The sequence below is a fragment of the Cyclobacterium salsum genome (assembly GCF_010119245.1).
GTDB classification, from domain to species: domain Bacteria; phylum Bacteroidota; class Bacteroidia; order Cytophagales; family Cyclobacteriaceae; genus Cyclobacterium; species Cyclobacterium salsum.
In genome coordinates, this window is record NZ_WNKG01000004.1 from 213,894 (window position 1) to 227,204 (window position 13,311).

Sequence of the window (13,311 nt, forward strand, 5' to 3'; positions counted from 1 at the left end):
AATGAAAAACATACATAAAATTAAAGGAATAGGACTTTCCCTGCTTCTTCTGGCATCCATATCTTGTTCGGAAGATTTCCTGGAAGAACAGCCATTATCCTTCCTTAGCCCGGAAAACACCTACAGGGATGCAGCAGGTCTTCAAACGGCACTGGATGCTGCCCTACAGGGAGTCATGTCTCAATGGAATGGAGATACCCGTGAACTGATGTTTAACAGTAATATGAGTGATGCCTCGGTGGTATCGGCGACCGATAAGCCCGATGCCTTCGTGGATTTGCGTACCTATGCCACGCCTACCAATTCGCGAAACAATGACGCTGGGCGTGCCCGGTCCTTCTATGCGGATAATTATAACCACATCAAAAAAGCCAATACGGTGATCGACTATATTGATTTACCCGAATGGCCTGATGGGGTAAACGATGCGGAACGAAATCACCTACTGGGATCGGCCTATTTTCTTCGCGCTTTCTTCTACATGCAACTCACCATGGATTTTGGAAACGTAGCATTTCCCTTAAATGTGGTATCGGAAGCCCGTAGAGATTTCAAAGCGTTTAATATGCAAGGCATCTGGGACCAAATGATCACAGATCTCGAATACGCCGTCCAACACGTAAAACCTAAAAGCCAGTTACCGATAGGACAGGCTCCCAAGGATGCTGTCCGTGTACTATTGGCAAAATATTATATGTTAAACGAGCGTTTCGCCGATGCGGAGCAATTGATGGATGATGTAATCAACGGCGGCGAATCCCAGTTATTCACCGATGATATGATTCCATCCGGGGTGACCGAAGTGGAGGTAGCCAATTCTAACAATCCGAATACCGGTACACCATTGCCTGGAAGGTCAGGTTTTGCGCCAGCAGATGCGGTGAATTACCTGCACATGGATCAGGGGGCACAGAAAACCAGCAATCCGGAAGGAATCTGGTTGGTTGTCAATGAGCCCTTTGTTTTGGGCACGCAGGGAAGATCCGCCAGGATTCGAGCCTGGGGGCCTAATTTCGTGAGTACCAACCTGGGTGTCTGGGAACCGGGAACGACCCGAATTGGAACAGACGTACAGCAGTCCACCTCTGATGAGCGTGGTCGCATGATGAAAAAATGGGGTCGTGGTCAGGGTTTTGCCCGTCCGACCAATTATTCCCAGTACGAAATATGGAATTTTAAGGGAACCGTTGACGAACAGGATTACCGTCACAAGGACCTGAACTGGTTTGAGATGGAGGATGTGTTGTATGACAACCCTTCTCTTCAGGATGATGGTAGCCCGTACTACATGGAGCCCCTTCGCCTATATGATGATAACGGCAACCTGACTTGTCAGGACACCATTCGATGCTGGTATGGTTACCCCCGATACAAGTTCTATTCGGTTAATCAGGAAGCACGTCCTGACCGACAGGATGGAGGTAAAATGGACATGTACATCATGCGTATCGCAGAAGCCTACCTCGTTCGGGCAGAAGCAAGATTCTGGCAGGACAACCTGGCCGGTGCGGCAGAAGATATCAATACCATCCGCCAAAGAGCCAATGCCATCCATATGTACACGATAGCTGACATGCAAACAGAAGGAATCGGAGCGGTGCTGGATGAGCGAAACCGGGAGCTATTTGGAGAGGAATACCGGCATGACGAACTGGTTAGGGTTTCGGTTATTCTGGCCAAAACCGGAAAAATGGCTTATAATGGAAAGTCCTATTCCATATCCGGAGACGATATCGAGGGGTCCTTATCTGCCGATAGTTTCTATTATGACCGCATGATGGAGAAGAATAATTTCTTCCGGGACGAGGTGCCCTGGGCCACCTATAATACTACCCGGTATACCATGGATCCCAAGCACATCTTCTGGCCGGTATACCAGCCCTACCTGGTAGGTAACGTGGAAGCCACACTCAATCAGACTACCGGATACAATGGTGCCGAAGATAATATTGCGCCATTAAACCATACGGTTCAACCTGCCGGCGCACCCAACGAAGACCCCATGCGGGCCATCGGAGAGTAATGCCGGTTATATAATAAATTCACCCGAAGGCATGCGCAGTCGGGTGAATTTTTTAATTTACACGTATAATTTAATTATAAACTCAAAAACAGCATGTTATGAATAACGAATCGTCCAGACGGACATTTCTAAAAAAATCCGCCATTGCAAGTTCAGCGGCCATCGTGGCACCCACCATACTATCATCCAATGTTTTTGGAGCCAATGACCGCATCAATGCCGCAGTGTTGGGCGTGAATGGAAGGGGAAAAAACCACATTCAAAGCCTGATGAACCAGGAAAACGTTCAGGTTACTACGTTATGTGATCCGGACATGAACCTGCTACGAGAGCGGCAAAAGAGTTTCAAGGAAACTTACAACAAAGACGTGGCACTGGAGCAGGACCTGCGAAGAGTTATCGACGATCCGGATATTGACGTGATCAGCATCGCTGCGCCTAATCACTGGCATGCATTGGCCACCATTTGGGCTTGTCAGGCCGGAAAAGATGTTTACGTGGAAAAACCAGGCTCTCACAACATCTGGGAGGGCAGGAAAATGGTAGAAGCCGCTCATAAATACGACCGTATCGTCCAGCATGGGGTTCAGCTCAGGAGCTCCCCTGCCATACGGGAAGCCGTGGAATTAATGCGGGATGGGTACATTGGAAATGTGTATATGGCCCGCGGAATCGTATTTAGATGGAGACCCAGCATAGGCGATAAAGGATTCTCTCCCGTTCCGGATGGAATCGATTATGATCTTTGGACAGGACCCGCTCCCAAGCGACCATTTACCCGAAATCTGGTCCATTACAACTGGCATTGGCATTGGGATTATGGAAACGGAGATGTGGGCAACCAGGGCATTCACGAAACGGATTTGTGCATGTGGGGGCTCGATGTGGGACTTCCTACCAAAATCACGTCCATGGGAGGCAAATTCCTATGGGACGATGCCAAAGAGGTGCCGGAAGTACTCACCTCTGTATACAATTACCCGGAAGAAAATAAAATTATCCAGTTCGAAGTAAGGCCCTGGTGTACCAATGAAGAAGGTGGTGCTACTGTGGGAAATATTTTCTACGGAGACAAAGGATATATCGTCGTAGACGGCTACGATAAATACAAGTCCTTCCTTGGTCAGGACCGAACCCCTGGAAAATCAGGAGATGATGGAGGAGAATCCGGAACCGGTATGGACCGAGGTGCCGGGGGAACCGACGGGCACTTTGCCAACTTTATCGAGGCCGTAAGAAAGCACGACCGATCCATTCTAAACGGACCGGTAGAGACGGCTCATCTGTCCTCCGGTTTGGCCCACCTGGGAAACATTGCCTACAAGCTGGAACGCGTGCTAACTTTTAATCCAAGTTCAGAAACGTTTGTAAACGATCCGGAAGCCGATCAGATGCTGACCCGAAACTATCGCAAAGGCTTTGAAGTGCCTAGCCAAGTCTGAGCAGCTAGGCGGAACTAACTAAATACGTTCGGAAGATAGGGAAAATAGACCTGTCTGGATGCCTGCATCCGGCAGGTTTCCTTTTCCACCTCCCAACAACAAACTAACTTTAAAAGTCTAAATGTAAATTTCGATATGCAATACCAGGCGATATTATTGATCTTGATTATGAGTAGCAGCACCATGCTTTTCGGTCAAAAAATGAAAAAAGAGTCCATTGAAATAAATGTCAATGAGGCAGAGAAAAAAGTAGATATCATGGTAGGGGGAGACCTTTTTACCAGGTACATGTATCCGGACAATATCATGAAGCCCGTATTATGGCCGGTCATGTCTCCGGAAGGGAATATGCTAACCCGAAGCTATCCGCTTATCAACAAAGAAGGGGACCGTACAGACCATCCCCATCACGTGGGGGTATGGCTAAATTACGGCGACGTAAATGGCTATGATTTCTGGAACAATTCGGAGGCCATTCCCCAGGAAAGAAAGGATGGATACGGAACCATCTTTCACCAATCTGTAGAAAAAGCAAAAGGAGGTAAAGGCAAAGGAGTGTTGGAAACCAATTCCCTTTGGAAATCTCCCGACAATACCACCCTGTTGGAAGAAGAAACCACCTTCAAGTTTAGCGCAATGGAAGGCATGCGCATTATTGACCGAACCACCAGCCTGACGGCAGCCGTTGAAGCAGTGGATTTTACCGACAACAAGGAAGGAATGTTTGCCATCCGGGTAAGCCGGGAATTGGAATTACCCACAGACAAACCCACCGAACTGGTAGATTCCCATGGGGTCAAAACCCGCGTCGAAAAAATGGATAATACCTATGTAAAAGGAGACTACAGGAGCTCTGAGGGAATTGAAGGAGGCGATGTATGGGGTACCCGGGGAAGGTGGATGAAACTTTCCAGCGAAATAAATGGAGAACCCGTTTCCCTGGTGATTATTGATCATCCCTCCAATGTGGGCTACCCTACTTACTGGCATGCCCGGGATTACGGGTTGTTTGCTGCGAACACGCTGGGGCAAAAAGCGCTTTCTGGTGGAGAAAACGAATTGAATTTCAGTCTGGACCAGGGCGAAACAGCCACTTTCAATTACCGGCTGGTGGTGGCTTCTGAGGATTTGTCAGATGCACAAATAAACGAGCTGGCCGATGAGTACGCCAAAAAATAAAGCGACCGATAACCTTGAATTTTCAACTACTATGACGGAGACTAATTCTTCCAGGCGCAGCTTCTTACTGAAAAGCATGGCAGCAGGACTGGGACTATCCACCCTGGGATCCCTCCCACTTCCCACTTTTGCCCGAAAATCGAACATGAAACTGGGCCTGGTAACCTACCAGTGGGGCAAAGATTGGGACCTTCCTACCTTGATTGCCAATTGTGAAAAATCCGGCCTTTTAGGAGTAGAACTTCGCACCGAACACGCACACGGTGTGGAAACCAATCTTTCTTCCAGGCAACGAACAGAGGTAAAGAATCGCTTTGCCGACAGCCCCGTGACCTGTGTGGGTTACGGTTCTAATTTTGCCTATCACTATACCGATCAGGCGGAGGTACGGCAAAACATAGAGGGTACCAAGGAATACCTTACGTTATGCAAGGATATTGGTGCCACCGGAATAAAGGTAAAACCAAATGGCCTGCCAGAAGGTGTCCCAAAAGAAAAGACCATTGCGCAGATCGCTGCCTCCTTTAACGAAGTGGGCAACTATGCAAAAGAACTGGGGCAATTGGTTCGCGTGGAAGTCCATGGAAAACTTACCCAACAGCTGCCAAACATGAAGGCGATCTTTGATCAGGTAACGGAGGATAGCGTCAAAGTATGTTGGAATTGTAACGATCAAGACCTGATGGCTCCGGGCCTGGAAGCTAATTTTAATTCCGTGAAGCACTGGTTTGGCGATACGGTACACATTCGCGAACTAAATGTAGGGGATTATCCCTACCAGCAACTCATGAATCTATTTAATGGCATTGATTACGAGGGCTGGGTATTATTGGAGGCGCGTACCACACCTGCTGATCGGGTTGCTGCTATGAAGGAGCAATTGGAAATTTTCAATTCCATGACAAACGCATAAAGCTAACTCGGTCTGCGCAAGCGGCTCGAACTTGTTGTGTTCACGTAAAGATAAAAAAGCAAAGGGCCACTTTCGGAATAATCCGGGTGGCCCTATTTCATTTCTTATCAACCGGCACTAGCGGCATATTCTTCTACCTCCTGCCAAACCCGGAACAAATTTTTATAGCAAACTTTTTCGATATCCTCCTTACTATAGCCCCGTTTCAATAATTCGGCTATCAAATTGGGATACATGGATACGTCCTTTAGTCCGGTAGGCAAGGTGTCTCCCACCCCGTCAAAATCCGACCCAAATCCCAGGTGATCGATTCCCACCATTGCCACGATGTGGTCAAAATGGTCGGCTACCTTTTGCACGGAGGGGAAAGGATTATTCGCTGCGACGTATTCGGATATGTATTCCTGCGCTTCCGGATCGTTTCGGCTTAGTTCGTTCTCTGCCAACCAATTTACAAGATGTTCTCTTACAGCATCATTTCCCTCTCTAAAATTCTGATCGACAAAACTCCCGCCAAAATTGATCATGATCACGCCACCGTTTTCTGCTAGCCTCTGAATCATTTCATCCCCCATATTTCGCTCAAATCCCGGGGTAAAATGCCGCGCGGATGAATGGGAAGCAATCACAGGAACCTGCGTTACCTCCATTACATCGTAAAAGGTATCATCCGAAACATGGGAAATATCGACCATTATCCCCAGTCGGTTCATTTCTTTGACTACCTCAACGCCAAATTCGCTAAGCCCCCCATGCATATAGGTGGTGTCATAGGAGGAATCACCAATCAAGTTATCTTTACCGTGTGTTAAGGTAATATAGCGGATACCGCGATCATGAAAGTATGCGAGATTTTCCAGGTCATCCCCAATAGGGGCTCCGTTTTCCATGCCCATGGGGAGGGAAATTTTACCTGCTTCAAAATTTGCCTGAATATCCTCCGGACTGTAGGCCATGCCAAATTTATCCGGCCAGGTTTCGGCCAATCGTTCCGTCATCAGAATAAGGGAATCCGCCAGCACCTTCGCTCCGCCTGTTTCCTGGTACCGGGTAGGGATATAAATGGACATAAATGGGGCATCCAATCCACCCTCCTTGGATCGGGGATAATCAAAATTGCCTCCTTCGGTCCTTTCAGACACGTCCAAAATTTCTCGCTGTAGGGTAAAGCCCCCCACCTTCATTCGGTAGGGCAAATCCACATGGCCGTCAACCATGACGGTATTCCTGGCCAATTCCCTGGCCGTCGCTAATCGTTCTTCATCCGAAAGCGCAGTATAATCAATGGTCTCACTGGACTCTGTCCCGCAAGAAAAACCCAATAGGATCAACAGGAGTGTTAAAATCTGCGTACTTTTTTTCATTTTCTGTAATTTTTGTTGTTAGTGGTTATCTTATGTGTAAATTTTGAATCAAATATACCAATCTTTCAGTTTTTACCTACCCTGCTGAAAAATTCATTTTCGGAAGAAAATTAAGTATTCATCAAAAAATTAGCGAAATTTGTTCTTAAACCAAACACGACACTCATGAAGTTTTCAACAAAACCCGCTACAACTACCCTTTGTGCTTTAAGCCTTCTCCTGTTTTTGGGAATTAGCTGCGGCCCCTCTTCCACCAACGAAGAGCGTGAGGAAACAACCGTTCAGGAAAATACAACAACAGAACCGAGTATGGAATTGCTTTGGGAAACCTCCGAAGAGCTTACCACCAATGAATCCGTTCACTATGAAGAAAGCGACGGCCTGCTTTACGTAGCTAATATCGAAGGAGGACCGGACGAAAAAGATGGCGTGGGCTCCCTGTCAAAGGTAAGTACTGATGGAGCAATTTTGGAAAAAGACTGGGTTAGCGGCCTGAACGCTCCAAAAGGAATGACCGTAGTAGGAGATTTCCTGTACGTTACCGATATCGATCGCCTGGTAGAAATAGAATTGTCAACCGGTGAAATCAATCAAACCTTTGAGATTGAAGATGCCGTTTTTCTGAACGATGCCGCCACTGATGGCCAAAAAGTCTACTTTTCGGACATGAGAACCAATACCATCCACTACCTGGAGGACGGGAACATTCACACCTTTGCAACCGATCAAAACAGTATCAATGGGCTTCGGGTAGCCAGTGATGGAACCGTTTATGGATTGGATAGTGAAGGCTTAAAACAATACGGCAGTGATGGAAGTTTTGAAATAATTAATGATGAGGTGACCGGCGGAGACGGACTAATCATAATCGATGAAGATACGTTTATTGCCAGCCGGTGGGGAGGAGAAATATTCCTTATCGAGAATGGTACGGCTACCAAAATTTTAGATACCACGGCAGAAGAATCCAATACGGCAGATATCGGGTTCATCCCCGAGGAAAACATCGTATTAGTACCTACCTTCTTTAAAAACAAAGTAGCTGCCTACCAACTTTCTTATTAACGATTTTATGGAATATTGTTGCAAGAGTGAATGAATATTCCATAGCTTTCGTTACATACTTAGATAAGGTGTAATTAGGTTAAAATGGCAGCCTTTACCGCCTATCGTCATTGTTGTTAATTTGGAGAGAAGAAAGGTGTTATTGTTTTTGGCGAAGAAAACAAATGGACATCCAAAAGCGAACGCATAGTTTATGAATAAGTCAGAAAATATCAACTACGAACTTGAAAAAAATGCTGAGGTTATCAGTCAGCTGGATGATTTTGTCACCGAAACGGTCGGAACGACGTTAATGGATCCGGATGACTGTTGGCAACCCACCGATTTTCTTCCGGATATGTCCCAGCCCGATGCCCTGGATCAGGTGAAACTCTTGCGTGAAAGAGCTGCTGGCATTCCGGACACGATCATTACTTCCCTTGTAGGAAATATGATTACAGAAGAAGCACTTCCAAGCTACCAAACTTACTTCAATATGTTGGAGGGGATCAACGATGAAGGATCTCTTACAAGCCAACGCGGTTGGGTAAAATGGACGAAAGCCTGGACGGCCGAAGAAAACCGACACGGGGATTTGTTAAACAAGTACCTCTATCTTTCCGGGCGGGCAGATATGAGGAAAGTAGAGCAGACCATCCACCGCTTAATTTACAACGGTTTTGATCCCCGGTCTGAAAAAGATCCTTACCAGGCCATTATCTACACCTCCTTCCAGGAAAGAGCGACGAAAATATCCCACGTCAATACCGGAAAGTTGGCGGATAAAGCAGGGGATTTAGTGTTAGGGAAAATATGCAAGCAGATTGCCGGAGACGAAGCCCGGCATGAGAAGGCATACAAAAGCTTCATGTCGGAAATTTTCCAGATTGATCCTAACGGCGCCATGCTTGCATTCGAAAAAATGATGCGTAAGCAAATTGTAATGCCTGCAGTACTGATGGGTGAAGGAGGCAAAAACCCATCCCTATTTGACCAATTTTCCGCCATTACCCAAAAAGTAGGCATTTATACGGGTTGGGATTACGCCCGTATCATCGATCATTTGGTGAAACTCTGGAACGTAGAAAAAGTGACTGGATTAAATGATGTGGCCGCCAAAGCACAGGAATACCTGGCTGGTTTGGCTTCAAGATACTCTCGCCTGGCTGACCGGATGAAAACTCCAGATGAAATAAGTCTGGCATGGCAAAAATAAATAAAAGGGCTAAAAAATAGAACTAAAGTTGCCCTTTAAGAACGTTGCAAAATTTAAGTTAAAAAAGTTGCTTAATCACCCGTATCAAAGGTATGTAAAGAGGCTTTAACATAAAATACCCCGATTGGGGTATTTTTTTTGCATTTCTCCCGTTACCATTGATTTCCAAGGGGTTCACGACTCCATCATGCCTCCTGAAACCCGGTTTTACTCCTGCTACATGGCTGAAAGTAAGAACTAGCTGGCCGTTCAAAAAACAGGAATTCAGGGCCTATTCCTTCTCAATTTTCGCCAGTAATCCCGCTTTAAGCTCAAAATAACTATACGTTTCTCCAAAGTGGGTTTTTAGTGGATTTAAGAACTTGGTTTGTAAATGGGAGGCAGCAGCTTGAATTTCCAAAATCTGCCTGTCGGTTAAAAAAGCTTCGGATTTCATCTCCCCGGACTCCAATAGCCTTAGCACATGCCCCTCGATGGTACTCTGGGCCAACCCTCTTTCCCGGGCTATGTCCACTATTTTCTTGCCTTTCATAGCTAAATCCAACGTTTCCTTGATAGAGGAGGTCATTCCCTTGTTCGGTTTTTTCACTTTCCTCACGGGGCTTTTATCCCTGGCAAGGGTAGGATTTTCCAGAAGATATTGTTGAACCACTTTCAAAAATGAAGGGCCGTATTTTTCCAATTTCTGATTACCTACTCCATTGATTTGAAGTAACTCCTGCTCGTTTTCCGGCAAATAGCCTGACATTTCTACCAACGTCGCATCGGAAAAAATGATATAAGGGGGAACATCTTGCGCTCGTGCCAACTCCATTCTCAATACTTTTAGCTTCTCCAGCAATTTTTCGTCTTTCTCACCCTGCCCCATTCCCTTACGGAAATCTTCCTTTTCCATGGACAGGAAAATCTTTTCCTTACCTTTTAATTTTTTCCAGGCCTTATCCGTAAGCTTTACCACCGGCCGCAAGGGATCCTCCTGATCGAGGTACCCTTCCGTTATCAACTGGTGCCCTAATGTTTTCCAAAACTCCGTGGAACGATCCTTCCCAATGCCAAAGACCGACAGTTTTCTTTGCCAATCGAAAATTTTGGCCGATTGAGAGCCCCTCAGTACCAAAATGACATGTCCGAGGCCAAATTTCTGTTCCAAACGGACAACGGCAGAAAGCATCATTTGAGAAAAAAGGGTCATGTCTTCCTTTTTTTCATTCCGGAGGCAGGTATCGCAATTGCCACATTCCTCCGGATACTCCTCTCCAAAATAGCGAAGTAAATACTTCCTTCGACACTCTCTGGTTTGGCAAAACTGCACCATCATTTCCAGTTTGGCTTTCATATGCCGGACATACACCGGATCTTCTGCCTTTTCCAGCATCCGGGAGAGGGTGATGCTGTCTCCAAAGCTATAAAACAACAGCGCTTCTCCCGGCAAACCGTCCCTGCCAGCTCGGCCCGTTTCCTGGTAATAACTTTCAATATTTTGCGGCATGTTCGTATGCACGACAAAGCGAACATTTGACTTGTCGATACCCATTCCAAAAGCGACCGTTGCCACGATTATGCGTACATCATCCCGAATAAACCGCTCCTGGTTGGCTTGGCGGGTTTCTTTATCCAGGCCGGCATGATAGGGTATGGCCGGGTAGCCATTCATAGTCAATCGTTCGGCGGTTTCTTCCACCGATTTTCGCGACAAACAATACACAATACCCGAGTCCTTGGGGTGTAGGGAAAGAAAATCCATCAGTTTCCCAAACGCATCTGACCGAAGACTAACCCGGTAGGTAATATTGGGCCGGTCAAAGGAAGCAATGAACCACTGAGGATCTTTTAATTGCAAGCGGGAAGCGATATCTTTTCTTGTCTGCTTGTCCGCGGTAGCCGTTAGTGCCAAAAAGGTGGTTTCAGGAAAAATACGTCGCAGCTCACCCAATTTTAGGTACTCCGGTCGAAAGTCATGGCCCCACTGGGAAACGCAGTGCGCCTCATCCACCGCCACCAAGGATAGATCTACTTTTCTCAATAGCTCCAGCAGGGGATAGGTTCCCCCAAATAGTCTTTCCGGAGCCACATACAATAATTTAATCCTTCCTTTATGCACCTCTTCCGAAATATACCGCTGCTCACTAATATCCTGTGTAGAATTCAAAAAAGCAGCCGGAATCCCCTGGTTATTCATGGCATCTACCTGATCTTTCATAAGTGCGATTAAAGGAGATACCACCAGGGTAAGCCCCGGCAAAATCACGGCCGGGATTTGATAGCAAACAGATTTTCCGGCACCGGTAGGCATAAGGGCGATGCAATCTTTCCCCTCCATAACCTGTTCGATAATGGCTTTCTGCTTACCGCGGAAAGAAGAATACCCATAAAAATGCTTTAAAGCTTCGAGTGGTTGCATGTTCCAATCAGGTGAGATAGAAAAAAGAAATGTTATATGAATTTACTACAAATTCAAAAAACTGTCAACTCTCCGCATATGATTTACCGGAAATGCTTATTTTTTTAAGATTTTCAGGACTTGCCTTTGGTTTCCCCAATGGATATGTAAAAAATAAACTCCTGTAGATAGGGTCTTCATTTTATCCGGCAACTCCCTGTTAAGACGTTCCAGTGCGCTGCTTTTTAGCGATGCCGCCAATCCAAAAGGCCCATAGATATCCAAGTCAATGGGCTCCCCGTTATACTTGTCCTGGTTCAAAACCGAAATCTTTGCGTCAGCTCCCAGGCTGGGATTAGGGAAAAATACCCAAGCAGCCGATGCCGAATGGGTTCCGGGAACTGCTAGCCCCAATACCTCTCCTATGAAATTATGCTTGCCGTAAACGTCCACCTGCACCAGGCGGTAGTATACCCTGGTCTTAAAGAGGGGTAAATTAGCATCCCAGAATTCATAAGTCCCCTTTTCAGTAGTACTGCCTGTTCCTTCTACTTTTCCCAACGGTTCAAAATCCTCCGAGCTTCCGACAGCCCTTTCGATAATAAAATGCCGGAGATCTTCTTCCTTGCCAGTCTCCCAGGTAAGCCTTGCTTTTCTAAGGCCGTCGTGAAACTCCACCTCCTGATCCAGCAGTTCCACCGGAAGTACGCTACAGGGAAAAAACTTTCCCTCATCAATCTCCTGTGTTCTTCCTCCCTCTGAAGGTGGAATATACTCCCCACAAACAAATATTTTGGAATTGTCATCAGCAATTATCGTTGCACTTCCATCTACGAGGACATCCCTGCCAACATATACCTCGCTGGTACCCCCAATGGTAATTCCGGTATCCCCTCGAATGTCAATATCATCGTCTATTACCACCTGTGAATTTCCGTAGGTATTAAATTGGTGTAATCTTCCACCCGTAACCAATAAACTTTGGGTGCGGAAAAACCCGGTTACATTGATTACAGAGGAATTGCCTGAGTACTCCGTTGGCCCTTCACTAGTAATGGCTCCGCCTTCCAACACTTCCAGAACAGCCCTGTTTTCAATCTCTATAGAACCTACCGTCAGCATCCCTGTGAACTCGCCCCCCAAATTAAGGACTGTTTGAATCGTCGAACTTCCCTGAGAAAGGGTTAAAGCTCCTGCTACATTGATAAAGGATTCCCCTTCCAACGAAAATAGGATCTCTTTCCTGCCTTCTATGGACAAGTTACCGGAAAAAGTGACTTCAGCGCCGGCTCCCACCGTTAGGGAGGTAAACGTGCCTCCGAATTCAATATCTGCAGGAATTACCAGATCATCGTTAATAATTACCTCTACATTGCATCCCGTAGGGGCAAAAGGTGGCCAGGGACCATTATCGGTACAATTCAGTGGTTCATTCAAGGGGATAACATTCCAGCAATTCCCATCTTCCCAGACGCCAGTACACCCGGCTGCAGATGGAGTATACTCATAAACCTGAGCATTTACCTGTGGCTCAGGCAAAAGCATGCCCAAAAAAAACATAAGAAACAGAAAGTACTTGGGCATAAAACGGCGATTAAAAATGTGTTTGAATACATTTTTTTGTATTACATTCTTCCAAAAGTAAGCGATTTTCTCAGCTTTTACAAGCAATTTTAGCTTTTAAAATGCATTTTTATCTAATTAAATAACATTTTAATAGTTACAAAACTAATTTTTCACCTGGAAGAAA

9 protein-coding genes are annotated in these 13,311 nt (G+C 46.1%); 6 read left to right on the forward strand and 3 right to left on the reverse strand.

Annotated elements, in window-relative coordinates:
* Position 1 precedes the first annotated feature (1 nt).
* The 4 genes from GJS45_RS08245 (at position 2) to GJS45_RS08260 (ending at position 5,557) form a co-directional block, all read left to right on the forward strand.
* Positions 2 to 2,023 carry a RagB/SusD family nutrient uptake outer membrane protein gene (locus tag GJS45_RS08245; protein WP_162341002.1) on the forward strand — a complete coding sequence of 674 codons (2,022 nt, stop codon included), beginning with the start codon at positions 2 to 4 and terminating at the stop codon, positions 2,021 to 2,023.
* Between the two features lie 98 nt (positions 2,024 to 2,121).
* Positions 2,122 to 3,465 carry a Gfo/Idh/MocA family protein gene (locus GJS45_RS08250; protein WP_162341003.1) on the forward strand — a complete coding sequence of 448 codons (1,344 nt, stop codon included), beginning with the start codon at positions 2,122 to 2,124 and terminating at the stop codon, positions 3,463 to 3,465.
* A gap of 168 nt (positions 3,466 to 3,633) precedes the next feature.
* The gene (locus GJS45_RS08255; protein WP_235954679.1) at positions 3,634 to 4,644 is read left to right on the forward strand and encodes a DUF6807 domain-containing protein; all 1,011 of its coding nucleotides are present in this window, start codon (positions 3,634 to 3,636) and stop codon (positions 4,642 to 4,644) included.
* A complete protein-coding gene (locus GJS45_RS08260) occupies positions 4,625 to 5,557 on the forward strand; it encodes a sugar phosphate isomerase/epimerase family protein (RefSeq protein ID WP_235954680.1) in 933 nt (310 codons plus the stop codon). The genes GJS45_RS08255 and GJS45_RS08260 overlap by 20 nt, the downstream gene beginning before the upstream one ends.
* A 107-nt stretch (positions 5,558 to 5,664) precedes the next feature.
* Here the strand turns inward: GJS45_RS08260 and GJS45_RS08265 are convergent, their stop codons facing one another.
* Positions 5,665 to 6,921, reverse strand: a complete 1,257-nt coding sequence (locus GJS45_RS08265; RefSeq protein ID WP_162341005.1) for a dipeptidase — start codon at positions 6,919 to 6,921, stop codon at positions 5,665 to 5,667.
* 165 nt (positions 6,922 to 7,086) lie between these two features.
* On the opposite strand from GJS45_RS08265, the gene GJS45_RS08270 reads away from it, so the two are divergent.
* Together GJS45_RS08270 and GJS45_RS08275 are read left to right on the forward strand one after the other, a co-directional pair.
* Positions 7,087 to 7,986, forward strand: a complete 900-nt coding sequence (locus GJS45_RS08270) for an ATP-binding protein (RefSeq protein ID WP_162341006.1) — start codon at positions 7,087 to 7,089, stop codon at positions 7,984 to 7,986.
* 193 nt (positions 7,987 to 8,179) lie between these two features.
* Positions 8,180 to 9,181 (forward strand): acyl-ACP desaturase, encoded by a 1,002-nt coding sequence (locus GJS45_RS08275; protein WP_162341007.1) that lies wholly within the window; start codon positions 8,180 to 8,182, stop codon positions 9,179 to 9,181.
* 271 nt (positions 9,182 to 9,452) lie between these two features.
* On the opposite strand, the gene recQ is transcribed toward GJS45_RS08275, so the two are convergent.
* Entirely contained in the window at positions 9,453 to 11,582 is a 2,130-nt protein-coding gene (gene recQ, locus GJS45_RS08280) for a DNA helicase RecQ (RefSeq protein WP_162341008.1), read from the reverse strand.
* A gap of 96 nt (positions 11,583 to 11,678) precedes the next feature.
* On the reverse strand, positions 11,679 to 13,145 hold the full coding sequence (locus tag GJS45_RS08285; RefSeq protein ID WP_162341009.1) for a T9SS type A sorting domain-containing protein: 1,467 nt from the start codon (positions 13,143 to 13,145) through the stop codon (positions 11,679 to 11,681).
* Between the last annotated feature and the right edge of the window lie 166 nt (positions 13,146 to 13,311).